At 74.1% G+C, this 23,425-nt stretch carries 18 protein-coding genes; 8 read left to right on the forward strand and 10 right to left on the reverse strand.

Features of this window, described 5'->3' with window-relative positions; translation table 11 throughout:
* Positions 1 to 46 precede the first annotated feature (46 nt).
* From AB0E98_RS09080 to AB0E98_RS09090, 3 genes are all read right to left on the reverse strand, one after another.
* Positions 47 to 931, reverse strand: coding sequence for a sigma-70 family RNA polymerase sigma factor (locus AB0E98_RS09080; protein WP_361700255.1), 885 nt, complete (start codon positions 929 to 931; stop codon positions 47 to 49).
* Between the two features lie 180 nt (positions 932 to 1,111).
* On the reverse strand, positions 1,112 to 1,258 hold the full coding sequence (locus AB0E98_RS09085) for a hypothetical protein (RefSeq protein ID WP_361700258.1): 147 nt from the start codon (positions 1,256 to 1,258) through the stop codon (positions 1,112 to 1,114).
* Positions 1,259 to 1,321: 63 nt separating this feature from the next.
* On the reverse strand, positions 1,322 to 2,107 hold the full coding sequence (locus AB0E98_RS09090; protein ID WP_361700261.1) for an alpha/beta hydrolase: 786 nt from the start codon (positions 2,105 to 2,107) through the stop codon (positions 1,322 to 1,324).
* 183 nt (positions 2,108 to 2,290) lie between these two features.
* Between AB0E98_RS09090 and AB0E98_RS09095 the strand changes: the two genes are divergently transcribed.
* Entirely contained in the window at positions 2,291 to 2,725 is a 435-nt protein-coding gene (locus AB0E98_RS09095) for a VOC family protein (protein ID WP_361700263.1), read from the forward strand.
* Positions 2,726 to 2,888: 163 nt separating this feature from the next.
* On the opposite strand, the gene AB0E98_RS09100 is transcribed toward AB0E98_RS09095, so the two are convergent.
* From AB0E98_RS09100 to AB0E98_RS09120, 5 genes are read right to left on the reverse strand one after another with little or no spacing between them, the layout of a single operon-like run.
* Positions 2,889 to 4,184 carry a nitrate/nitrite transporter gene (locus AB0E98_RS09100; protein ID WP_361700266.1) on the reverse strand — a complete coding sequence of 432 codons (1,296 nt, stop codon included), beginning with the start codon at positions 4,182 to 4,184 and terminating at the stop codon, positions 2,889 to 2,891.
* Positions 4,181 to 4,687 (reverse strand): nitrite reductase (NAD(P)H) small subunit, encoded by a 507-nt coding sequence (locus AB0E98_RS09105; protein WP_361700268.1) that lies wholly within the window; start codon positions 4,685 to 4,687, stop codon positions 4,181 to 4,183. Before AB0E98_RS09105 ends, AB0E98_RS09100 begins: the two co-directional genes overlap by 4 nt.
* Positions 4,684 to 7,185, reverse strand: a complete 2,502-nt coding sequence (nirB, locus tag AB0E98_RS09110) for a nitrite reductase large subunit NirB (protein WP_361700546.1) — start codon at positions 7,183 to 7,185, stop codon at positions 4,684 to 4,686. The genes AB0E98_RS09105 and nirB overlap by 4 nt, the downstream gene beginning before the upstream one ends.
* 53 nt (positions 7,186 to 7,238) lie before the next feature.
* Positions 7,239 to 8,561, reverse strand: coding sequence for an FAD-dependent oxidoreductase (locus tag AB0E98_RS09115; protein ID WP_361700270.1), 1,323 nt, complete (start codon positions 8,559 to 8,561; stop codon positions 7,239 to 7,241).
* Positions 8,558 to 10,678 (reverse strand): molybdopterin oxidoreductase family protein, encoded by a 2,121-nt coding sequence (locus tag AB0E98_RS09120; protein ID WP_361700272.1) that lies wholly within the window; start codon positions 10,676 to 10,678, stop codon positions 8,558 to 8,560. Before AB0E98_RS09120 ends, AB0E98_RS09115 begins: the two co-directional genes overlap by 4 nt.
* Before the next feature lie 191 nt (positions 10,679 to 10,869).
* Between AB0E98_RS09120 and AB0E98_RS09125 the strand changes: the two genes are divergently transcribed.
* From AB0E98_RS09125 to AB0E98_RS09135, 3 genes are read left to right on the forward strand one after another with little or no spacing between them, the layout of a single operon-like run.
* Entirely contained in the window at positions 10,870 to 12,015 is a 1,146-nt protein-coding gene (locus tag AB0E98_RS09125; RefSeq protein ID WP_361700274.1) for a uroporphyrinogen-III synthase, read from the forward strand.
* Complete coding sequence (locus AB0E98_RS09130; protein ID WP_361700277.1) at positions 12,015 to 12,854, forward strand: CbiX/SirB N-terminal domain-containing protein; 840 nt, start codon at positions 12,015 to 12,017, stop codon at positions 12,852 to 12,854. The genes AB0E98_RS09125 and AB0E98_RS09130 overlap by 1 nt, the downstream gene beginning before the upstream one ends.
* Before the next feature lies 1 nt (position 12,855).
* On the forward strand, positions 12,856 to 13,230 hold the full coding sequence (locus AB0E98_RS09135) for a DUF488 family protein (protein ID WP_361700281.1): 375 nt from the start codon (positions 12,856 to 12,858) through the stop codon (positions 13,228 to 13,230).
* Between the two features lie 16 nt (positions 13,231 to 13,246).
* On the opposite strand, the gene AB0E98_RS09140 is transcribed toward AB0E98_RS09135, so the two are convergent.
* Positions 13,247 to 14,566: an aminotransferase class I/II-fold pyridoxal phosphate-dependent enzyme gene (locus AB0E98_RS09140; RefSeq protein ID WP_361700283.1), complete on the reverse strand. Its 1,320-nt coding sequence runs from the start codon at positions 14,564 to 14,566 to the stop codon at positions 13,247 to 13,249.
* Between the two features lie 53 nt (positions 14,567 to 14,619).
* Here AB0E98_RS09140 and AB0E98_RS09145 point away from each other — a divergent pair, with 53 nt between their 5' ends.
* Both AB0E98_RS09145 and AB0E98_RS09150 read left to right on the forward strand, forming a co-directional pair.
* A complete protein-coding gene (locus tag AB0E98_RS09145; RefSeq protein ID WP_361700286.1) occupies positions 14,620 to 15,909 on the forward strand; it encodes an MFS transporter in 1,290 nt (429 codons plus the stop codon).
* 141 nt (positions 15,910 to 16,050) lie between these two features.
* A complete protein-coding gene (locus AB0E98_RS09150; RefSeq protein WP_361700289.1) occupies positions 16,051 to 16,992 on the forward strand; it encodes an FkbM family methyltransferase in 942 nt (313 codons plus the stop codon).
* Between the two features lie 14 nt (positions 16,993 to 17,006).
* Here the strand turns inward: AB0E98_RS09150 and AB0E98_RS09155 are convergent, their stop codons facing one another.
* Positions 17,007 to 17,546, reverse strand: a complete 540-nt coding sequence (locus AB0E98_RS09155) for an RICIN domain-containing protein (protein WP_361700292.1) — start codon at positions 17,544 to 17,546, stop codon at positions 17,007 to 17,009.
* A 414-nt stretch (positions 17,547 to 17,960) separates the two neighbouring features.
* Between AB0E98_RS09155 and AB0E98_RS09160 the strand changes: the two genes are divergently transcribed.
* Entirely contained in the window at positions 17,961 to 22,067 is a 4,107-nt protein-coding gene (locus tag AB0E98_RS09160; protein WP_361700295.1) for a Pls/PosA family non-ribosomal peptide synthetase, read from the forward strand.
* Positions 22,064 to 23,395 (forward strand): diaminobutyrate--2-oxoglutarate transaminase family protein, encoded by a 1,332-nt coding sequence (locus tag AB0E98_RS09165; protein ID WP_361700298.1) that lies wholly within the window; start codon positions 22,064 to 22,066, stop codon positions 23,393 to 23,395. The genes AB0E98_RS09160 and AB0E98_RS09165 overlap by 4 nt, the downstream gene beginning before the upstream one ends.
* The last annotated feature ends 30 nt before the right edge of the window (positions 23,396 to 23,425 follow it).

The following is a 23,425-nucleotide window of genomic DNA, read 5'->3' on the forward strand; positions in this document are numbered from 1 at the left end:
GTCAGGAGCGGCCGATCGGCCGCGTCACCTCGTCGGGCGGCCCGGCTCAGCCGTCGAGCGACGTCAGGTCGAGGCCACTCAGGCGCTCGGGGTCGGCGAGGATGTCGATCTCGACGATCCGCCCGTCCGTGATCGTGAAGCCCAGGACGGCCGTCGGCCGCCCATTGACGATGGACACGATGCCCGCGGCGCCGTTGACGAGCGCCGGGTGCGCGAAGCCGGCGGCGCGCTGGAAGAGGAGCGCCTGCCCGGCCACCGCGGCGGGGCCGCGCAGCTCCCGCGACGCGCCCGGGAGGCCCACGCCGGTGTCCGCGCGCAGGACGACCTCCGGGTCGAGAAGGGTCACCAGGGCGTCGAAGTCGCCGCCGCGCGAGGCGGCGAGGAACGCGTCGACGACCTCCCACTGCCGGCCGAGGTCGGCGTCGGGCACCGGCGCGGAGCCTCGCACCCGGCGGCGGGCCCGGCTGGCGAGCTGACGGGCGGCCGCCGGGGTGCGGCCGACCATGGGGGCGATCTCGTCGAAGGGCACGGCGAACATGTCGTGCAGCACGAACGCCAGCCGCTCGGCGGGGGCGAGCGACTCCAGCACCACGAGCAGCGCCAGGCCGACGGAGTCGGACAGCAGCGCCTCGTGCTCGGGGTCGATCCCGTCGGCGCCGCTCACGACCGGGTCGGGCACATGGACGTCCAGGGGCTGCTCGCCGCGCGTGGTCCGGGAGCGCAGCATGTCCAGGCACACCCGGCCCACCACGGTCGTCAGCCACCCGCCCAGGTTCGCGACGTCCCCGGTGTCGGTACGCGCCAGCCGCAGCCACGCCTCCTGCACCGCGTCGTCGGCCTCGCTCAGCGAGCCGAGCATCCGGTAGGCGACCGCACGCAGGTGGGTGCGGTGGGCCTCGAAGCGCTCGGCCAGGAATTCCTCGTCGTTCATCGGTCACTTTCTTCCGTCGGCTGTCGTCATCTCTTTGACGAAGGAGACCGTACGGATGTGACAGACCGTTCATGAGACCGGGGTGGCGGCATGCAAACGCCGGGCCGTCAGGACGGTGTCCTGACGGCCCGGCGGGTGATACGTGTACCCGTCGTGGGTAACGACGGCGGGAGCGAACGGTCACGCGCACGGGGCCGGGGAGTGCGCCTCCGCCGCGGCGATCACTTCGCTGGGGCGGGCCACCCGGACGATGCCGTCCGCCCCGTCGGCGGCCTCGACGAGGACCGGTTCGCAGCCGTCGACGGGTACCCGGATCAGGTACACCACGCTGCCCTCCGTCTCAGGGGAACAGTGAGGAGGAGAGCCTTACCGGCCATGAACGCAGGGGGTTCACGGCCCCGGTTCGAGGCGCCGGCCCTTGCCCTCCGCGGCGTCGATCAGCACCCGGGCGGTGGCGGTGGGCACGGAGAGCATCGGGTAGTGGCCGGTGGGCAGTTCGAAGAAGGTGGTGTCCTTGTCGACCACGGCCCTCAGGCGTGGGTCGCCGGCCCGGTAGAGGGCCTCGATCATGGCGACGGTGTTGCCGTTGGCCGTGCAGAACACCGCGGAGGCGGGGAGCCCGTCGCCCGCCCCGGTCAGGCGGAGGGGTTCGGTGAACGAGCCGTAGGGGTGGCCGACGGCGAGGCGGCGCATCCGGGCCAGGGCCGTGTCGTCCAGGCCGTCGACGCTGCCCCACAGGGGGAGTTCGTGCGGTTCCGGCAGCGGGAGGCGCAGGCCCTCGCCCTTGGTCGCGACCCGTTCCTCGAACGCCGCCCGCCGTTCGGGGTCCATGAAGGTGTTCACGACGCTCTGCCCGTCCCGGGGCGCGGCGGCGTCGAGGAAGACGACGCGGCCGACGCGCCCCGGGGAGCGGTCGGCGGCGCCGAGGACGGGGAAGATGCCGTAGCTGTGGCCCACCAGGACGACGCCGGAGAGCTCTTCGTATTCCAGGACGTTGAGGATGTCCTGGATGTGGGTGCTCACCCCGGTCTCCGCCGTGGCGAGATGCGCGCGGTCCCCGAGGCCGGTCAGGGTGACCGGTACCGCCCGGTGCCCCGCGCCCTCCAGTTCCGCCGCGACGTCCCGCCAGGCCCAGCCGCCCAGCCACCCGCCCGCCACCAGGACGAACACCGCCATGACACGCACCTCCCGGATCCGCATAGCGCACCGTCGTCGTCTCGCACCCGCCCCTCGTCACGATGCCGGGGCGGCGCGAGGCATTCTCCTCCGGCATTGTCGGTGAGCCGTCGAGGCGGTGCGGGAGTTCGGCCGCCAAAAATACATCGCCACCAGCGGAGTCCCCCCTGCTATGGTGCGCCGATGTCATCGATCAAGAAGTTCCAAGTCACCTTCGACTGCGCGGAACCCGAGCGTGTCGCTCGTTTTTGGTGCGAGGTGCTGGGGTACGTCGTACCGCCGCCACCGGAGGGGTTTGCCACGTGGGACGACTTCGATCGCTCCCTGCCTCCTGAGCGGCAGGGTTCGGCGTTCGCGTGCAGTGATCCCTCAGGTGTGGGCCCGCGGCTGTACTTCCAGCGCGTTCCCGAAGGGAAGGCCGTCAAGAACCGGGTGCATCTCGACGTGCGGGTCGGCACCGGGCTCGTGGGGGAAGAGCGCCTCGCCGCACTCGAGGCCGAGTGCGCACGGCTGGTCGCGCTCGGCGCGGTATGCGTGCAAGTGCTGCTTGCCGATGAGGAGAACGAGTCGTGCATCGCGATGCGGGACATCGAGGGCAACGAGTTCTGTCTCGACTGAGCATTCCCCGCGCGCGGACGTGCTCGACGCGGGCCCGGTGACCGCCGTCCGTCGATGACCGCGGCCCGGCCGACGGCGGCCTTCGCACCGGACGGCCGGCCCTTGCGTGCCGGGCCCGCGCCCTCGCGCCGCATCGCGGTGACCGGCGGACACGGGACAACCCTCAGAACCCCCGCCGCCCGTACACCCCGTACGTCACCCCCGCGCACACCGCGTAGAAGACGAGGAACCCCACGTACGCCCACTCGCCGTTCCCCGTGCTCTGGAACGACTGCCGGAACGCGACGTTCACCAGCACTCCCCCCAGCGCGCCCACCGCGCCGGCGAAGCCGATGAGTGTGGTCGCGCGGCGGACCCGGGTGCCGTGGACGGCCGGGATCATGCGGTAGGTCGAGCCGTTGCCGAGGCCGCTGAGCACGAACAGGGCGATGAAAGCGGCGAAGAAGACCACGACCCAGTGGGCCCGCGCGGCGACGAGGATGAGGGCGCTGCCCGCCGCCATGGCCGCGAAGGCGGCGAGGGTGACGCGGGCGCCGCCGAGGCGGTCGGCCAGGGCGCCCCCGTACGGGCGGGCCAGTGAGCCCAGCAGGGGGCCGATGAAGGTGAGGCTCGCGACCTTCACCGGTGTGTCGAACTGATCGTGGAACTGCGTCTGGAGCACCAGTCCGAAGGCGAACGAGAAGCCGATGAACGACCCGAACGTCCCGATGTACAGCAGCGAGAGCCCCCATGTGTGGCCGTCGCGGATGATCTCGCGGAGCACGGGCCGGGCGTCGCGCACCGCCGGGAGGTCGTCCATCCAGCGCAGGGCCCCGAGGGTGGCGAGGACGATCAGGGGGACGTAGGCCAGCGGGAGCACGGCGGGGTGTCCCGCGCCGGCGGTGGCGAGGACGAGGAGGCCGGCGAGCTGCACGGCGGGTACACCGATGTTGCCGACGCCGGCGTTGACGCCCAGGGCCCGGCCCTTGAGGCTCCGGGGGTAGAAGGCGTTGATGTTGGCCATGGAGGAGGCGAAGTTGCCGCCGCCCACCCCCGCCACGGAGGCGACGAGCAGCAGGGTCGTGAAGGACACTCCCGGCCTGAGGACGGCGGCCATGAGAAGGGTGGGCACCAGCAGGAGGAGCGAGCTGAACACCGTCCAGGCGCGGCCCCCGAAGCGGGCCACCGCGTATGTGTAGGGCAGGCGCAGGATGCCGCCGACGACGGTCGGCACTGCCGTGAGCGTGAACTTGCCCGCCGGGTCGATGCCGTACTCGGGGCCGAGGAAGAGCACCAGCACCGACCACATGCTCCACACCGAGAAGCCGATGTGCTCGGTGAACACGGACAGCAGCAGATTGCGCCGGGCGACGCGGGCGCCCGTGCGCTCCCAGAACTCGGGCTCCTCCGGCCGCCAGTCGGTCAGGGTGCGGCCCCGGGCGGCCGGGTCCGCCGCGGTCGCCAGGCCCGCCGGGGTCACCGGGTCTCCAAGGCACGCGGGCCTGACAGGGCCGCCAGGGCCGTCATGACCGACGGGCTTCCCGGGGCCGACGGGGTCTCCGGTCCGGGCACGGGGTGGATCGCGCGGACCGGCCACGTCCGCAGGCCGTCCGCCGTGGCGCCCCCGTCCTCACCGCCCTCCTCGCCGACGCGCACGCCCGTCCGCAGGTCGTACGTCTCCTTGTACATGGGCGAGGTCACCACCGGCACGCCGCCCAGGCTGCCGGTGATCCCCCGCGAGATGACGTACGCGCCGCTGACGGGGTCGCGGTTGTCCAGCGCGTAGAGCGTTCCGTTCTCGTCGCGGAAGACCGCGATCTGCCGCCCGGCGACGAGGGCGGTGACGCCGCGCCCCGGGGTGAGGTCGCCGTAGCGGCAGACGGCGGTCCAGGCCGTGTCGTCGCCGGTCCCGCCGATCTCCACCCGGGCGTCGGGGTGGAGGAGGGCCGGCGGGGTGAGGACGGTAGTGGGGTGATTGTTCATCGGGTTCCTACCTCTTCGGGGAGGGCCGGGCGGATCTGCTCGCGCTCGGGGACGAAGCTGACGGAGGGGTCCGGTGTTCCCGGGGCATTGACGAAGGAGACGAAGCGCCGCAGCCGGTCGGGATCGGCGAGGGTAGCGGCCCACTCGTCCTCGTAGCCCTCGATGTGGCGGGCCATCAGCTCGTCGAGCTCCTCGGCGATGCCGAGGACGTCGTCGACGACGACGGCGCGCAGGTGGTCGAGGCCGCCTTCGAGGCGTTCGATCCAGGGGGCGGTGCGCTCCAGCCGGTCGGCGGTGCGGATGTAGAACATCAGGAAGCGGTCGATGGTCCGCAGGAGGGTGTCGCGGTCGGTGTCCTGGAGGAGGAGGTCGGCGTGGCGAGGGGTGGCGCCGCCGTTGCCGCCGACGTAGAGGTTCCAGCCCTGGGCGGTCGCGATGACGCCGAAGTCCTTGCTCTGCGCCTCGGCGCACTCGCGGGCACAGCCGGAGACGGCCGCCTTGATCTTGTGGGGGGCGCGCAGGCCCCGGTAGCGGAGCTCCAGCTCGATGGCGAGGGCCACGGAGTCCTGGACGCCGTAGCGGCACCAGGTCTGCCCGACGCAGGACTTCACGGTGCGCAGGGACTTGCCGTAGGCGTGCCCGGACTCGAAGCCCGCGTCGACGAGGCGGCGCCAGATCTCGGGGAGCTGGTCGACGGTGGCGCCGAACATGTCGATGCGCTGACCGCCGGTGATCTTGGTGTAGAGGCCGAAGTCGCGGGCGATGGCGCCGATGGTGATCAGGCCTTCGGGGGTGATCTCGCCGCCGGGGACGCGGGGGACGACGGAGTAGGAGCCGTTGCGCTGGAGGTTGGCGAGGAAGTGGTCGTTGGTGTCCTGGAGGGCGGCCTGTTCGCCGTCGAGGATGTAGGAGGTGTCGCCGAGCCCGGCCAGGATGGAGGCGACGGCGGGCTTGCAGACGGCGCAGCCCTGGCCGGTGCCGTGTTCGGCGAGGAGCCGGGCGAAGGTGGTGATGCCCTTGACGCGGATGATCTCGTAGAGCTCGGCGCGGGTGTGGGTGAAGTGCTCGCACAGGCCGCGGGTGATCGGGGCGCCCGCCGCGGCGAGTTCGTCGGTGACGATGGAGGTGAGGAGCTTCTCGCAACTTCCGCAGCCGGTGCCGGCCTTGGTGCACTTCTTGACGGCGGGGACGGAGGCGCACTGGCGCTCGCTGACGGCGGCGCGGATGGTCGCCTTGGTGACGTTGTGGCAGGAACAGACGACGGCCTGGTCGGGCAGTGCCGCGGCGCCGACACCGCCGCCGGACGATCCGGCCGGCTGGGGCAGGAGGAGTTGTTCCGCCGGTACGGGCAGGGGGGCGCCGTTGCCGGCGAGGGGGCGCAGCGTGGCGTAGGCGTCGGTGTCGCCGACGAGGATGCCGCCGAGCAGGGAGCCGTCGGGGCCGAGGGTCAGTTTCTTGTAGACGCCGGCCCGGCTGTTGGCGTAGGTGACGTCCAGGGCGCCTTCGGTGGTGCCGTGGGCGTCGCCGAAGCTGGCCACGCCGACGCCGAGGAGCTTGAGCTGGGTGGAGGTGTCGGCGCCGGTGAACTCCCCGGTCGTGTCACCGGTGATGGCGCGGGCGGCGGTCTCGGCCATGGCGTAGCCGGGGGCGACGAGCCCGTAGACGCGGCCGTCGACGGCCAGGGCGCATTCGCCGATCGCGAAGACGTGGGGGTCGGCGGTGCGGCAGCGGGCGTCGACGACGATGCCGCCGCGTTCGCCGACGGGCAGGCCGCAGTCGCGGGCGAGCCGGTCCTGGGGCCGGACGCCCGCCGAGAAGACGACGAGGTCGGTGGGGAAGCCGGTGCCGTCGGAGAGGGTCAGGGCGCTGACGCGTCCGTCGGGGCCGGTCTCGACGGCCTGGGCGCCGGCGCTCGTGTGCACGGTGACGCCGAGGTCCTCGATCTTGCTGCGGAGCAGCGCGCCGCCGGCGTCGTCTATTTGAAGGGCCATCAGCCGGGGGGCGAATTCGACGACGTGGGTGTCGAGTCCGAGGGCGCGCAGGGCTCCGGCGGCCTCCAGGCCGAGGAGTCCGCCGCCGATGACGGCGCCGGTTCGGGCCCGGCCGGCGTCGGCGCGGATGGCGGCGACGTCCTCGAGGGTGCGGTAGACGTGGCAGCCGTCGGCGTCGTGGCCGGGGACGGGCGGGACGAAGGGGTAGGAGCCGGTGGCGAGGACCAGCGTGTCGTAGGGCACGCGGGCGCCGGAGGCGGTGGTGACGGTGCGGGCCGGGCGGTCGACGGCGACGGCCGGGTCGCCCAGGCGCAGGTCGATGCCGTGGGTGGTGAGGAAGTCCGGTGGGCACAGCGACAGTTCTTCGGCGGTGGTGCCGTTGAAGGCCGAGGTGAGGTGGACCCGGTCGTAGGCGGGCCGGGTCTCGGCCGCGAGGACGGTCACCTCGAAGCGCCCGGCCGTGCCGGTCCGCTCGTGGAGGGCTTCCAGGAAGCGCTGGCCGACCATGCCGTGGCCGACGAGGACCAGCCGGTGCGGGGCGGAGGTGGAGAGCGGGGGCGTCACGCGCGGGCTCCTTCGGGGATGAGCAGGTAGGAGGGGTCTGCGGGCAGGGGTTCGTCCCGGTGCCAGGCGAGCGCGATGTCGCCCGTGGCGGTGAGGTCGCCCAGGAGGACGCCGGCGACGAGCCGGTCGCCGCGCAGGACGAGCGTGGCTGAGGTGCCGCGCGAGGTGTCGGAGTAGCGCAGCACGTCGTGGCCGGGGGCGTGTTCGGCGGCCATGTCGCCGAACGCGGTGATCTGGAGGGGCCCGGCGGACAGCCGGGTCAGGGGCCGGGTGCCGGTGCGGCGGGCGCCGGGGTCCGCGCCCGCGAGGTGGGCGGCGAGGGCGTCGGCCTGGTCCCAGGCGGGTCCGGTCAGTCCGTGGACGACGCCCCGGTGCTCGGCGCAGTCGCCGATGGCGTGGACGCCGGGGGCGGAGGCGGCCAGCCGGTCGTCGACGACGACTCCGTGACGTACGCGCAGACCCGCCGCCCGCGCCAGCGCGGTGCGGGGGCGTGTGCCGCAGGCGAGCAGGACGAGATCGGTCTCCAGCTTTGTGCCGTCGGCGAGTTCGACGGCGTGGACGTGGCCGGCGCCGTGCAGGGCGACGGGGTGGGCGGCGAGGTGCGTGGTGATGCCGAGGGCGGTGAGCTGTCCGTGCAGCAAGTGCGCGGACCGGTCGTCGAGGTGGCGTTCCATCACCCGTGCCGCCCGGTGGACGATCGTGGTGGCCGTGCCGAGGGCGGCCAGGGCCCGGGCGGCGCTGACGCCGAGCACTCCGCCGCCGAGCACGACCGCGTGCGCGGAGCGGCGGGCGGCCGCGGCCAGGGCCCGGCAGTCGGCGAGGGTGCGCAGGACGTGGACGCCGCCGAGGAGGCCGTCGTCACTGGCGGGTTCGTCGCCGTCGAGTCCGTGGCCGTCGAAAGGTCCGTCACGGCCGAGGAGTCCGTCACCGTCGCCGGACCCGCCGTCGCGCAGACCCCGCAGGGGCGGCAGGACGGGGGCGGCTCCGGTGGCGAGGACCAGGGTGTCGTAATGGCCGGTGGTGCCGTCGGCCAGGGTGAGGGAGCGGGTGGCGGGGGCGACGGCCGTGACCCGGGTGCCGGTGCGGACGGTGGCGCCCTCGGCCAGGGGCAGGCCGATGCCGTCGGGGTCGTGGCGGCCGGTGAGGACGTCGGCGAGGAGGGTGCGGTTGTAGGGGGCGTCCGGCTCCGCGCCGTACAGCGTCACCTCGACGGCGCCGGGGGCTGTGCGGGCGAGGAGTTGCTGGGCGAAGCGGGCGGCGGCCATGCCGGCGCCGACGACGGCTACGCGCCGGGTGTCCGTACTGAAGCTTGTGCTCATGCGCCGGCCTCGGCTTCGACGGCCTTCTCCACCCGTACCGCGCAGACCTTGAACTCGGGCATGCGCGACTGGGGGTCCAGGGCGGGGTTGGTGAGGGAGTTGGCGCGGCCGGGTCCGTCCCAGTGGAAGGGCATGAAGACGGTGTCGGGGCGGATGGCGGCGGTGATCCTGGCGGGGGCGAGGGCGCGGCCGCGCCGGCTGGTGACGGCCAGTACGTCGCCCTCGCCGACGCCGAGGCGCTCGGCGAGGTGGGGGTGGAGTTCGACGAACGGGCCGGGGGCGGCCGCGTTGAGCTCGGCGATCCGGCGGGTCTGGGCGCCGCTCTGGTACTGGGCGGTGACCCGTCCGGTGGTGAGGTGCAGCGGATAGGCGTGGTCGGGCTCCTCGGCCTGCGGCCGGTGGCCTGCCTCGGCGAACCGGGCCCGGCCGTCGGGGGTGGCGAAACGGTCGAGGAACAGGCGGGGCGTCCCCGGGTGCGCGGGGTCGGGGCAGGGCCAGAAGACGCCGTCCTCGGCGCGGATACGGGTGTAGTCGATGCCCGCGTAGTCGGCGGCGCCGCCCGCGGAGGCCCGGCGCAGCTCGTCGAAGACCTCCCGCGGGTCGTCGGGGAAGCCGCGGGTGGTGCCCAGGCGTGCGGCGAGCTCCTTGAGGACGGCGAGGTCTGTGCGGACTCCGGGGGGCGGGGGGACGGCCGCCTGACGGAGGATGACCCGGCCTTCGAGGTTGGTGGTGGTGCCGGTCTCCTCGGCCCACTGGGCGGCGGGCAGGACCACGTCGGCCAGCTCGGCGGTCTCGGAGAGCACGACGTCGCTGACGACGAGGAAGTCCAGTGCCCGGAGCCGCTCGGTGACATGGGCTGCGCGGGGTGCGGAGACGACCGGGTTGGAGCCCATGACCAGCAGGGCCCGTATGCCGTCGGGGGTTCCGGCACGGTCGAGGAGCTCGTAGGCGGAAGGGCCCGGTCCTGGCAGGGTATCGGGGTCGACGCCCCAGACGGCGGCCACGTGGGCGCGGTCGGCGGGGTCCGTCAGCGAGCGGTAGCCGGGGAGCTGGTCGGACTTCTGCCCGTGCTCGCGGCCGCCCTGGCCGTTGCCCTGGCCGGTCAGGCATCCGTAACCGCTGCCGGGGCGGCCGGCCTTGCCGGTGGCCAGGCACAGGTTGATCCAGGCGCGGACGGTGTCGGTGCCCTTGCTGTGCTGTTCGCTGCCGCGCGCGGTGAGGACCATGCCGGTGGCGGCGTCGGCGAACAGGTGCACCGCCTCGCGCAGTTGCGAGACCGGTACCCCGGTGATCTGCTCGACCCGTTCGGGCCAGTGGGCCATGGCGGCGGCCCGGGCCCCCTCGAAGCCGGTGGTGCGGGCGGCGATGAACTCCTCGTCCAGATGGCCGTCGGCGATCACCAGGTGGAGCATTCCCAGGGCGAGCGCGAGGTCGGTGCCGGGGACCGGGCGCAGGTGCAGGTCCGCCTGTTCGGCGGTGCGCGTCCGGCGGGGGTCGATGACGATCAGCCGGCCGCCGGCCTCTCGCATGCGGGTGAAGTAGCGCAGCGCGGGCGGCATGGTCTCGGCGGGGTTGGCCCCGGCGAGGATGACGCAGCCGGTCGTCGCGATGTCCTCCATCGGAAAGGGCAGGCCGCGGTCGATGCCGAAGGCCGCGCGGTGGGCGGCGGCGGCCGAGGACATGCAGAAGCGGCCGTTGTAGTCGATGTTCGGGGTGCGCAGGACCACGCGGGCGAATTTGCCCAGCAGATAGGCTTTCTCGTTGGTCAGCCCGCCCCCGCCGAAGACGCCGGCGGCCGAGCGGCCATGGCGTTCGGCGGCCTGCCGGAACCCTGTGGCCACCCGGTCCAGGGCCTCGGCCCAGGACGCCTCGCGCAGCGCCCCGTCGCCGGGGTCGCGGACCAGGGGCGCGGTCAGGCGGACGGCGCGGGCGAGGAGGGCGGGCGCGGTGCGGCCCTTGCCGCACAACGCGCCCTGGTTGACGGGGAATCCGGGGCGTTCCTCGACGTCGACCGGCGGGGCGGAGGGCGACGGGGTGCCGGGGCCGGTGGGCCGCGGCCGCAGTCGCATGCCGCACTGCAACGCGCAGTAGGGGCAGTGGGTGTCGGTCGAAGTCATGGCCCGAGCGTCGGTCCCGCCCGTTTCACGGCCGGGTCCGGGATGTTGCGGCCATGGCACGAATTCCTCACGGCCCCGCCGGGGCGATGTGATGTCCATGGCATCCGCATTTAACATGAGCCGGGCAAATGCTGACGCCTGCATGACAGTGCGGCAACTCGCCGGTAACAAACCGCCGGAAACCTGAGCCCATGAGTACGGGGAACACGACCGCCGGACCGGACACCGGGGCGGCGGGACCGCTGACGGGTTTCACGATCGGGGTGACGGCCGACCGGCGCCGCGAGGAGCTGGTGGCACTGCTCGTGCGCCGGGGCGCCCGCGTCGTCGAGGCACCCGCGCTGCGCATCATGCCACTCGGTGACGACGTCGCGCTGCGCCGGGCCACCGAGCGCTGCCTCGCCGCGCCGCTGGACTACGTCGTCGCCACGACGGGCGTGGGCTGGCGCGGCTGGATGAGCGCGGCCGAGGGGTGGGGGACGGCCGACGCGCTGCTGGGCGCGCTCCGGGACGCCACGGTCGTCAGCCGGGGCCCGAAGGCCACCGGCGCGGTACGGGCCTGCGGCCTGGCGGAGGCGTTCGCGCCCGGGACCGAGGCCAGTCACGAGGTGCTGACGTGGCTGCTCGCCCGGGATCTGGACGGCCGCCGGGTCGCGGTCCAGGAACACGGGGCGCCGCTGCCGGACTTCACGGCCGCGCTGCGCGAGCGGGGCGCGGAGGTGATCGAGGTCCCCGTCTACCGGTGGGGGCCGCCGGAGGATCCGGGCGCGGTCCGGCGCCTCGTGGAGGCCACCACGCGGGCGGAGGTGCACGCGCTGACGTTCACCAGCGCGCCGGCCGCCGTGGCGCTGCTGGAGGCGGCCGCCGCGATCGGGCAGCGGGAACGGTTCCTGGCCGCGCTGCGCGACGAGGCGGCGGCGTTCTGCGTCGGGTCGCTGTGCGCGCAGCCCCTGCGGGAGGCGGACGTGCCGGTGCACTGCCCGGAGCGGAGCCGGCTCGGCGCGCTCGTACGGACGCTGGAGGACGTCCTGTCCCGGCGCGGCCGCCGGAACCTCCGCCCCGGGCCGGACCGCCTGGTGCTCCAGGGCAACGCGCTCCTCGGCGACGGCGCCCCGGTGTGGCTGCCGCCGTTGCAGGCGGCGGTGCTGCGCGCGCTCGCCGAGCACCCCGGCCAGGTGCTCAGCCGCACCGAACTGCTGCTCCGCGCCTGGCCGGACGGCCGTGCCGACCGGCACGCGGTCGACATGTCGATCGCCCGCCTCCGCAGGGCCATGGGCCGCCACGCGACCCTGGTCCGCACGGTCCCCAAGCGGGGCTACGCCCTGGCGGGGGCGTGATGGGCGGGTACCGGCCGGGGGCATGGCCGGGGACCGGGCCCGGGCGCCCCGTCGCCGACACCCCGGACGGGCCCGCGCCCGTCCTCGTCGCCGCCGCGCACGGCACCCGGGATCCGGCCGGTGTGCGGACCGTGCACCGGCTGCTGGAGCAGGTGCGGGCCTCGCGGCCGGGGCTGCGGGTGGAGTGCGGGTTCCTGGGACTGGCCTCGCCCTCGTTGCCGGAGGTGCTCGACCGGGTGGCGGGGCCCGTCGTGGTGGTGCCCGTGCTGCTCGGGCCCGGGTATCACGTCCGGGTGGACATCCCCGCCGTGCTGGACGTCGCCGGCGCCGGTCACCGGGCCGCGACAGCGCCCGCGCTGGGCCCGGACCCGCTGCTCGCCGAGGCCCTGTCCGGGCGGCTGCGCGAGGCGGGGTGGCACGGGCGGGTGCCCGGCGGGGCCGTGGTGCTGACGGCCGCCGGGTCCCGGGACCCGGCGGCGACGGCGGCCACGCGCGCCATGGCCGGGCTGCTGAGCGCGCGGCTGGGCGCGCCGGTCGTCCCCGCGCACCTCGGCGGGCCGCTGCCCCCGCCCGCCGAGGCCGTCGCCGCGCTGCGCGGGCGCGGCCGCCCCGGGCCGGTGGCGGTGGCCCCGTACCTGCTGGCGCCGGGCGACTTCGCCCGGCGGGCCGCCGGGCCGGGCTGCGGGGCCGATGTCGTGGCCGCGCCGCTCGGCGCCCACCCGGCCGTGGCCCGGCTGGTGCTGCGCCGCTACGACGAGGCGGCGGCCGCTGCGGTGCGGCCGGTTCCGGGTGCGCGGCCACGCGGCGCGGCGGACCATGGAAGCCTGACCGGGAGGTGACGTGACGGCGAAGAAGGCCCGTGACGTCCGGGTGCGGAGGGTCTACGAGGAACCCTCGGCGGCGGACGGCGACAGGGTGCTGGTCGACCGGATCTGGCCGCGCGGCCTCGGCAAGGAGGCTGCCGCCCTCGACGAGTGGTGCAAGGACGTCGCCCCCTCGACCGGGCTGCGCACCTGGTACGGCCACGACCCGGGGAAGTTCGCCGAGTTCGGCCGCCGCTACCGGGCCGAGCTGCACGGCGACGCGACGCACGAGAACGCCCTCGGGCATCTGCGCGAGGTGGCCGGGGAGCGGCCGCTCACCCTGCTGACGGCCACCCGCGACCAGGACATCAGCGCCGCCGCCGTCCTCAAGGAGGAGCTCGAGCGGCGCTGATCCCCCGCCACGGGCCTCACCCCCCGTACGTCGCCTGGGACTCGCCCAGCACCGCCGCGAAATCGGCGGCCAGCCGCCGCCCGTCGGCGGGCGGCAGCCCGGCGGCGGTGATGCGCACCCCGGGCGCGCTGCCGATCCGGAAGCGCGCCCCCGCTGCGACCCACCAGCCGTACGTCCGCAGCCCGTTGACCACGGCGGACTCGTCCCGCACGGGCACCCAGACGTTCATGCCGCTCACCCCGCGGGCCGTGATGCCGTGCCGGCCGAGCTCGCCGGCCAGGGCCAGCCGCCGTTCCTCGTAGGCGTCACGGGCGCGGCGCACCAGGTCCCGGGTCCCGGTGTCCGCCATCAGGCCGAGGACCGTCTCCTGGAGGAGGTGGCTCACCCAGCCGGAGGTGAGCAGCATCCGTCCGTCGTGCCGGGCGAGGGTCGTCGCGTCGCACGCGGCGGCAGCCCAGCGCAGGTCCGTGCCCAGGTACTTGGTGACGGTCGCGACGTGCGCCCAGCGCGTGAGCCCACCGCCGGTGAGGGTGTGGAGGGGGGCCGCCGCGACGCTCCCCGCGTGGTCGTTCTCGATCACGAGGACGTCGGGCGCCTCGCGCAGGACCGCCACCAGCGCGTCCCGGCGGGCGGGGGTGAAGCGGCCGCCGTAGGGGTTCTGCGCCCGGGGGCTGCACACCACGGCACGCACGCCCTCGCGCAACGCCGCGCGCAGGGCCTCGGGACGCATGCCCTCGTCGTCGACCGCGACGGCGACGGTGCGCAGTCCGAGCGCCGTGACGAGGTCGAGCATGTGGTGGTAGCCGGGGTCCTCCATGGCCACGGCGTCGCCCGGGCGGAGTTCGACGGACAGCAGCCGTCCGATCATGTCCAGCGCGCCGTGCGCGAACGTCACGTGCTCCACCGGCACCCCGTCGGCCCCCAGCCAGGTGCGGACGGCCTCCTCCAGGCGCGGCAGCCGGGGGGACGAGCGGTGGGAGCGGGCGCCGGGCGAGAGCCGGACGGGTGGCAGGAGGTCGGGGAGGAAGGCCGGGTCGGGGTGGCCGCCGGCCAGGTCGCGCAGCCCTTCGGGCACCTTGGGCGGGCGCCGGGAGGCCACGGCGGGGGCGGGCGCGACGACCGTGCCGCCCCTCCCCCGCGTGACGACGATCCCGCGCCGCCGCAGTTCCTTGTAGGCGGTCGCCACCGTGCCGGGACTGATCCCGAGGTCCTCCGCGAGCCTGCGCACCGGCGGCAGCGCGGCGCCGGGCTCCAGAGCACCCTCGGTCACGGCCCGTTCGACGGACGCGGAAAGGGCCTTGGCTGTCGTACCAGTGATCGCATATTGTGTTGCCACATCGTCAATTATGTATTGATACATATCTGGTCGGCAAGGGAATCGGGGGAACCGTGAGCTCGGATCGCGGATGGATCACCACAGCCGTCGCCGCAGTCACCACGCGCGTACCAGGAGGGCGGGACGGGCGGCGGATGCTGGCGGTCGCCCTCGTCGACCGGGTGGGCAGCGGCCTGTGGGCCGCCACCTCGGTCCTGTACTTCACCTACGTCGCCCACCTCGGCGTGGCCGAGGTCGGCACCCTGGTCGCCGCCGCCGGGATCGTCGGCATCGCGGGCGCGCCGGCCGGCGGGCTGCTGGCCGACCGGCTGTCGGTCGTCCGTGTCCTGGCCGCCCTCCAACTGCTGCGCACCGCGGCCGCCGTGGGCCTGCTCCTCACCCACGACTACACGCTCCTGCTGATCTGTTCGGCGGCCGGCGGCTTCGGCGACCGGGCGTCGAGCGTGCTCACCAAGCTCTACGCCTCCCGCATCGCCGGGCCCGAACGGGTGCGCTACCAGGCGGTCCACCGAACCGTCGCCAACGCCGGCTGGGCCGTCGGCGGGCTCGGCGCGGCGGCGGCCCTCTCCGCCGGCACGACGACCGTCTACACGGGCCTGCTCCTCGGCGACGCCCTCTCGTTCGTCGCCGCCGCCCTGATCACCCTGCGTTGCGCGGAGGCGTCCGCGCCCGCCCGCACGGTCACGGGCGGCTCCGGGCCCGTACCGGCGGCGCGCCCCACGAACCCCTGGCGGGACCGTATGTATCTCGCGTACGTGGTCAGCGAGATCGTGCTCTTCCTCGACGACGCCGTCTTCCGGGTGGGCCTGCCCCTGTGGGCGATCCGTGCCACCGACGCCCCGCACGGCCTCGTCCCCCTGCTGCTGGTGCTCAACAGCGTGCTGGTCGTGGCCCTCCAGGTGCCCCTCGCCCGCTTCGGCGCCACGACCGCCAGGTCGCGCGCGCTGCTCCTGCCCCTCGGCGCCGTCTTCGCCGCGTCCGGCGTCGCCATGGCGGCCTCCGCCGCGCCCGGTGCCGTGCCCGCCACGGTCTTCCTGACCCTCGCGGCCACCGGCTTCACCCTCGCCGAGATGCTCCACGCCACCGTGTCCTGGGAGTTGTCCATCGCCCTGGCCCCCGACACCGCCCAGGGCGCCTACCTGGGCGTCCACGGCCTCGCCCAGGCGACCCAACGCGCCGTAGGCCCCCTGGCCGTCACCGCGGCCATCGCCACGGGCCCCCTGGGCTGGACGGCCTTCGGCACCCTCATCGCCGCCACCTGCGCCGCCCAGCACCACCTCGTCCGCGCCCGCCTCACCGCCACGGCGCCGAGCCCGGAGGCCGTCGCGGCGGCCCGGGGCTGACCGTTCCCGCCCGGTCACCCGCCGTCGCCCGGCGTACTCCGTCCGACGGCATCCCTCCCCGAACCACCCGGAGGACACCGGTCCTTCACGTACCGTGATGGTCTTCAGGGCGCACCGGAAGGGCGCTGAAGGGGGAGGGCGATGGGATTCGCGTATCTGCGGTCGGACGCCGACCGGGCGGCGGGGACGGGCACGGCACGGGTGCTGGCGCGGGAGGCGGCCGGGTGTGTGCGGGACATGGCGGTGGGTGCCGGACGGGCGCGGGGGGCCGGGCGGGTGACGGTGCCGTACTGGATGGCCCGGCGCTTCGCGGGTGCCGCCGGCACGCCCCTCGACAGCGAGACGTTACTCTCCTTCCGCTTCGCCACCCCGGACCGCCCCGCGTGCGTGGTCGTCCGGAGAAGCCAGAGCGATCTGCTGATCCTGTGGCAGGTGTTCCTGCGCCGCTTCTACGAGCTCGACGCCGTCTACGCGCTGGACGAGCCCCTCACCACCCTCGACACGGTGGTGGACCTCGGTGGCAACACCGGCCTGGCCGCCGCCTATCTGACGGCCCGCTACCGGCCGCGCCGGCTGCTGACGGTCGAGCCCATCGCGGAGAGCCTCGCCGTGCTGCGGCGCAACGCCGCGCTGTCCGGCCTGGAGTGGATCGTCGAGCCGCTGGCCGTCGACGGCCGGGAAGGGGAACTGGAGTTCACGGTGAGCGGTTTCTGGGACACCTGCACCGCCGTCCCCGCCGTCCGTGAGCTGCGCCGCAGCCGCCCCCACCGGCTGGAGAACGTCCTGGCCCGGCCGTCGCGCACGGTCCGGGCCGTCACCGTGGAACGGCTGCTGGACAAGCACGGCATCGACCGCGTCGACCTGCTGAAGGTCGACGTCGAGGGCAGCGAGACCGGGATCTTCGCCGAGCCCCGGCCGTGGATGGCCCGGGTGGCGCGGATCGTGATGGAGATCCACGACAAGTACATCGACGGCATCGCCGTGCGCTCCACCCTGGCCCGGGCCGGCTTCCGCCGCGTCCCGCCGCGGGTCCCCGACCCGGTCGGCTTCAACCCCGTGGAGCTCTACGTCCGCCGCGCGTAGATGCGCTCGGCGCGCTACGAACGCGTGAACCACCGCTGGTCGGGGTGGTAGTGGCAGTCCCACAGGACCAACGGCGTCCCGTTCGCCGTACTGCCGTTGTTCGCCAGCCCCACGCACTTGTCCTGGCCCGCCCCCGAGACGAGGGCGACGTTGCCGTCGCCCAGGGCCTGCATCCGCCACCACTGGTCGGGGTGGAGGTGACAGTCCCACAGCACGAGGCGCGTTCCGTTCGCGGTGCTGCCGTTGTCCGCCAGGCCTATGCATTTGCCGTACGGATAGCCGGAGGCGTTGCTGCGCAGGGAGACGCCGTCGCCGCCCTGGTACCACCACTGATCGAAGTTGAGGTGGCAGTCCCACAGGACGAGGGTCGTCCCGTTCGCGGTGCTGCCGTTGTTCGCCAGCCCCACGCACTTGTTGCCGTTCGGGTCGGCCGCGTTCCGTAGGTTGAAGAGCGGGCCGGCCTGTATCGATGTCGCCGTGGGCGGCGTCGGCGGTGCCGCCGTGGCCGTTGTCCCGCTCAGGGCGAGCGCGACGCTCGCGACCAGCGTGCTCAAGGTTCTCAGCCGGCGGTTCGGGCGGTTCACGTGAGGATTCATGCGGAGTCCTTCCCCGTCGGCGGGCCTCTCGGGCCCCGTGATGGTCCTCTCGGGCGCCGCTCCAGCATGGCCGCCGCGCCCGGCGCCGTACACCACCGGATCCGGACAGGCGCCGCACCGCACCGGCCCGTCCCCGGCGCCTTCCCCGAGGACCGGCGACCCACCACCGTCCTTCCATTTCCCCTTTGCGGTCACGTTACTTACCGTGGAAGAAGAGGGATAAAACGCTACATTCCACTCGTCAAAAGCTCGACGTGAAGATTCCGCAGACGCCGTCGTCCGGGCCCATCGGATGAACAGCGCACCTCATCAATCCGTACATATGGACAGGCAAGGCACACATGCTGCGGATCCGCCCCGCAGGGAGAGGTCATGACAGAGCCGACGACAGCCGCGGGGTCCGCCGGGACCCGGGCCACGGGCGCGCCGCCCGACGTCCGGACCCTGGCCGAGTACTTCGAATACGCTTGCGACAAAGCCCCGTGCCGCACCGCCGTCATCTGCGACGGACGGCGCCTCGGCTACGCGGAGCTCGACCGCCGGGCCAACCGGCTGGCGCATCTGCTCCGGGAGCGCGGCGCCGGGGAGGGCTCCCGGGTGGGGATCCTCCTCGACCGTTCCACCGACGGCTACGCCGCCCTCCTCGCGGTGCTCAAGGCGGGCGCCGCCTATGTGCCGCTCGACCCGTCCTTCCCTGCCGACCGGCTGGCGTTCATCGTCCATGACGCGGAGCTGTCCGACCTGGTGACGACCTCGTCCCTGGCCGAGAAGACCCGTGACCTGCACTGTCCCGTCCTCGAACTGGACCGTGCGGAGGAGCTGCTGGCCCGCCGGCCGGACACCCGGCCCGGGGTCCGGGCGGGCCCGTCCTCGCTCTGCTACGTCATCTACACCTCCGGCACCACCGGCCGGCCCAAGGGCGTGGCCGTCTCGCACGCGAGCATCGTCAACTTCCTGCGTGTGGTCGCCCCCGTCTACCGCGTACGGCCGGAGGACCGGGTCTACCAGGGCCTCTCCCTCGCCTTCGACTTCGCCGTCGAGGAGATATGGCCGACCTGGCTGGCCGGGGCCACCCTCGTCGCCGGGCCCGGCGACGACCGGCGGGCCGGCGAGGGGCTGAACGACTTCCTGATCGAGCACGGCATCACGGTGCTGTGCTGCGTCCCCACCCTCTTGATGACGCTGGAGGCGGAGGTGCCCACCCTGCGCAGCCTGCTCGTCAGCGGCGAGGCGTGCCCTCCCGACCTGGTGCGCCGCTGGTGGCGCCCCGGCCGGCGCATCCTCAACGCCTACGGCCCCACGGAGGCGACCGTCACCGCCACCTGCGGTGAGCTCGCCCCCGACCGGCCGGTCACCATCGGCACGCCCCTGCCCACCTACCGTGTCTACGTCCTCGACGAGAAGCTCCGCCCGGTCGCCCGGGGCGAGAGCGGCGAGATCTGCATCGGCGGCCCCGGCATCGCCCTGGGCTACGTCAACCGCCCCGAGCTGACCGCCGAGCGTTTCGTCCCCAACCCGGTGCCGGAGGACCGCGACCGCGCCCCGCGCGTCTACCGCACGGGCGACCGGGGCCGCTTCATCGGGGCGGGAGAGCTCGAATACCTGGGCCGCACCGACACCCAGGTGAAGATCCGTGGCTACCGCATAGAACTCGCCGAGATCGAAACGATTCTGCGCGAGGACCGGGCGGTCGGTAACGCGGTCGTCACCCCCCTGGAGCGCGAGGGCGTCGCCCAGGGCCTGATCGGCTATGTCACCCTCACCTGCCACGCCGCCGACCGGCCCTCGGAGGAGGAGCTGCGCGAGCGGCTGCGGGTCCGGCTGCGCAACAGGCTTCCCGGCTACATGATCCCCTCGTTCCTGGAAGTGCTCCCCGGGTTCCCGCTGCTGGCCGCCGACAAGGTGGACCGGGCCGCGCTGCCCCCACCCGTCTCCCCGCCGCTCGCCCGCCGCACCCGGCCGCGCACCGCCCCGGCGACACCGCTGGAGCGGCGGTTGACCGCCCTCTGGCAGGACGTCCTGGGCGCCGGCGGCACCGATGGCGGGATCTCCGTCGAGATCTCCGTCGAGGACGACTTCTTCTGCGACCTCGGCGGTCACTCCATGACCGCGGCCCGGCTGATCTCCCGGATGCGCCAGGACCCCGCGCTCAGCGACGTGGCCATGGGCGACCTCTACGCCCACCCGACCGTCCGCGACCTGGCCGCCTTCATCGCGTCCACGGGTGCGCGGACACCCGCCCGCGAAACACCCGCTCCCCCTCCCCTGCGCCACTCCACCCTCCGCGTCGCGGGCTGCGGCATCGCCCAGCTCATGGCGCTGTACGCGTGGCTGCTGCTGCCGTCGCTCGCCGCGGTGGCCGTGCTGTACCGCTTCTTCGAGACGTGGCGCGCCCCCGTGCGGGCGCCCCTGGCCGGCAGCGCCCTGGACACGGTCGCCCACCTCCCGGCGCCCACGTTCCTGCTGCTGACGGCGGGCTGGCTGGTCCTGACCCTGGGCGTGCTGCCCCTGTTCATCTGCCGGCTGCTCATGGCCGGCGTACGACCCGGGGACCATCCCCTGTGGGGCGTGACCTATCTGCGGTTCTGGCTGCACGGCAGGGTGCTCGCCACGTCACCGGTCGCCCTGCTGCCCGGCTCGCCGCTCTACGCCGGCTGTCTGCGGCTGCTCGGCGCCCGGATCGGCCGGGGCTGCCATCTGTCGGCGCTCGTCTTCCCGCCCGCGCTCGTCGAGATCGGCGACCGGACCGCCGTCGGCTACGGCGCCCGTATCCAGCCGTACACCGTCTCGGGCGGACGGCTGCGGCTCGCGCCCGTACGCATCGGCTCCGGCTGCTTCGTGGGCGCCAACAGCGTGGTGCTCCCCGGTGCCGTCATCGGCGACGGGGCCTCGATCGGCGAGCAGTCGCTCGTCCCCGAGGACCAGGCCGTCCCCTCCGGCGAGCACTGGGCCGGCGCGCCGGCGACCCGCAGGGACGCCACCCCGCCCCTGCTGGCGGACATGGCCGCCCGCGCCGACGACGAACGGCCCTGGCCCGTCCCCGTACTGGCCGGCTACGCGGCGGGAGCGCTGCTCTTCACGCTCGTCCCGCTGCTGATGATCTCCATCCCCACATGGGTGGTGGCGTACGCGGCCTGGCACTACGGCTTCGCCTGGGCCTGCGCGGCGGCGGCCGTGGCCGGACCGCTGACGGTGCTGGCCGTCTGCGCGACCGTCCTCCTCGTCAAACGGGCCGTCATGCCCGGCGCGCCCGCCGGGCTCCACTCCGAGCGCGGCGCCTTCGGGGTACGCAAGTGGATCAGCGACGGCATGCTCACACTGAGCCTGACGCTCACCCACGCCCTGTACTCCACCCTCTACCTCGTGCCCTTCCTGCGGCGACTGGGGGCGCGGACGGGACGCTGGGCGGAGGTGGCGACCGTGAGCTTCGTCGACCCCGACATGCTGGTCATCGGCGAGCAGAGCTTCGTCGCCGACATCAGCATGGTGGGCCCGGCCGTCTACCACCGGGGCCGGATCGCGCTCGCGCCCGCCGAGGTGGGGCGGCGCGCGTTCGTCGGCAACGGGGCGCTGGTGCCCGGCTCCCGCCGGGTCGGCGACAACGCCCTCCTGGGCGTCCACTCCCTCGCGCCCGAGACGCCCATCTCCCCCGAGACGACCTGGCTGGGCTCCCCCGCGATCTTCCTGCCGCACCGCGAGGCCGGCAAGGCGTTCGACCCGAGGCTGACCTACAGCCCGAGCCGGGGGCTGATCGCCGCGCGCCTGGCCATCGAGTACTTCCGGGTGACCCTGCCCGCGACGATCGGTGCGCTGTGCGGCCTCGGCAGCCTCTACGTCGCGCTGCGCGTGGCCGAGGCCTTCCGCCCGTTGGCGCTGTTCCTCCTCGGCCCGGCCCTGGTGCTGGTGGCGGGGCTGGCCGCCACCCTGATCACGGTGATGGTCAAGTGGCTGGTCGTGGGCCGCTACCGGCCGCGCGAGGAGCCGCTGTGGAGCGTCTGGGTCCGGCGCACGGAGCTGGTCACCGGCCTGTTCGAGAACCTGGTCGTGCCCGCCTTCCTCAATCTGCTGACCGGCACGCCCTGGGCCTGCTGGGTGCTGCGCCTGTTCGGCGTGAGGATCGGGCGACGGGTGTGGCTGTCCACCACGTACCTGACGGAGTTCGACCTGGTCGAGGTCGGGGACGACGCGGCGGTCGGGGAGGTCACCTCCCTCCAGACCCATCTGTTCGAGGACCGGGTGATGAAGATGTCCCACGTCACGGTCGGGGCGTCGGCGTCGGTCGGCGTGCGCTGCGTCGTCCTGTACGACGCGCGGGTGGGGTCCGGTGCCCGGCTCGACTCGATGTCCCTCGTCATGAAGGGCGAGTCCCTGCCCGACGGCACGAGCTGGCGGGGCATCCCCGCCCGGCCCGCCACGCCCGCCGCCCCCGCCCGGACGACCGCGGAAACCCCCGAAGCGACCGCAGGAGGCGCGTCATGACCTCGCTCGTCACCGCCCGCCCGCTGACCGCCCCGTACGTCGAGGGCGAGCTGCCCGGCCCGCTCTCCGCCGAGCTGCTGGCCCGTCAGGAGCTCCGGGAGTCCAGTGCCCGGACGTATCCGAGGCATCTGCCCATCGCCCTGGAGGAGGGCTCCGGGAGTTTCGTGCGTGACGTCGACGGCAACGTCTTCATCGACTTCCTCGCCGGCGCCGGGGTGCTCTCGCTGGGCCACAACCACCCCGAGGTCGTCGCGAGCGTGACCCGGCAGCTGGGGCTGCTCGCCCACGGCCTGGACTTCCCCACCCCGGTCAAGGACGCCTTCACCGAGGCCCAGCTGTCCATGCTCCGCCCGGGGCTGCGCGACAAGATGAAGATCCATTTCTGTGGGCCCACCGGCGCCAACGCGGTCGAGGCCGCGATCAAGCTGTGCAAGACCGCGACCGGCCGCGGGGACGTCGTCTCCTTCCAGGGCGGCTTCCACGGCAGTACCCACGCCGCCATGGCGCTCAGCGGCCTGGTGTCCGCCAAGCGGAACGTGGCCAACACCATGCCCGGCGTCCATTTCTTCCCGTACAACCGCGCCGAGTACCTGGAGCAGGCGCTGACCGACAGCCTCGGCGGCATCCCGCTGCCCGCCGCCGTCCTGCTGGAACTGGTGCAGGGCGAGGGCGGCGTGGTCCCGGCCCGCCCCGAATTCGTCCGGCGGGTGCGGGACCTGACCCGTGACCTCGGCATCCCCCTGGTGGTCGACGAGGTGCAGACGGGCTGCGGCCGCACCGGCACATGGTTCGCCTTCGAGCAGTACGGCGTCGAGCCGGACGTCGTCGTGGCGTCCAAGGCCCTGAGCGGCATCGGCATGCCCGTCGCCGTCATCCTCTACGACGCCGCGCTGGACACCTGGGAGGCCGGCGCCCACATCGGCACCTTCCGGGGCAACCAGCTGGCGTTCGCCGCCGGGGTGGAGGCGATCCGGGTGATCCGGCGCGACGACGTGCTGGGCAACGTCCGGCGGCGCGGCGAGCAGATCGCCGACCGGCTGGCGCCGCTGACGGGCCGTCCATGGGTCCGCGAGGTGCGGGGCCGGGGCCTGATGTGGGGCATCGAGCTGGCCGATCCGGTGACCGGCCGGCCCGCGACCGAGGCCGCCTCGGCCGTACAGGCCCACGCGCTGCGCCACGGGCTGATCGTGGAGCTCGGCGGCCGTGACGACTGCGTCGTACGGATCCTGCCGCCGCTCAATGTGACGGCCGAGGTCGTCGACACCGCCTGCTCGATCCTCGTCGACGCGGTCACCGCCCGCACACCCCGCGCCCCGGCGTGCCCGTAGTCGATTCAACCGCACGTACTCCGTAGTGGA

It is taken from the genome of Streptomyces sp. NPDC037389 (genome assembly GCF_040636475.1).
In the GTDB taxonomy this organism is placed as follows: Bacteria; Actinomycetota; Actinomycetes; order Streptomycetales; family Streptomycetaceae; genus Streptomyces; species Streptomyces hesseae.

Coding starts and splice junctions, on each gene's coding strand:
- AB0E98_RS09080 (WP_361700255.1), bottom strand. CDS start 931: ATGAACGACGAGGAATTCCTGGCCGAGCGCTTCGAGGCCCACCGCACC.
- AB0E98_RS09090 (WP_361700261.1), bottom strand. CDS start 2,107: ATGGCGGTGTTCGTCCTGGTGGCGGGCGGGTGGCTGGGCGGCTGGGCC.
- AB0E98_RS09095 (WP_361700263.1), top strand. CDS start 2,291: ATGTCATCGATCAAGAAGTTCCAAGTCACCTTCGACTGCGCGGAACCC.
- AB0E98_RS09105 (WP_361700268.1), bottom strand. CDS start 4,687: ATGAACAATCACCCCACTACCGTCCTCACCCCGCCGGCCCTCCTCCAC.
- nirB (WP_361700546.1), bottom strand. CDS start 7,185: ATGGTCGGCCAGCGCTTCCTGGAAGCCCTCCACGAGCGGACCGGCACG.
- AB0E98_RS09115 (WP_361700270.1), bottom strand. CDS start 8,561: ATGAGCACAAGCTTCAGTACGGACACCCGGCGCGTAGCCGTCGTCGGC.
- AB0E98_RS09120 (WP_361700272.1), bottom strand. CDS start 10,678: ATGACTTCGACCGACACCCACTGCCCCTACTGCGCGTTGCAGTGCGGC.
- AB0E98_RS09125 (WP_361700274.1), top strand. CDS start 10,870: ATGAGTACGGGGAACACGACCGCCGGACCGGACACCGGGGCGGCGGGA.
- AB0E98_RS09130 (WP_361700277.1), top strand. CDS start 12,015: ATGGGCGGGTACCGGCCGGGGGCATGGCCGGGGACCGGGCCCGGGCGC.
- AB0E98_RS09150 (WP_361700289.1), top strand. CDS start 16,051: ATGGGATTCGCGTATCTGCGGTCGGACGCCGACCGGGCGGCGGGGACG.
- AB0E98_RS09160 (WP_361700295.1), top strand. CDS start 17,961: ATGACAGAGCCGACGACAGCCGCGGGGTCCGCCGGGACCCGGGCCACG.
- AB0E98_RS09165 (WP_361700298.1), top strand. CDS start 22,064: ATGACCTCGCTCGTCACCGCCCGCCCGCTGACCGCCCCGTACGTCGAG.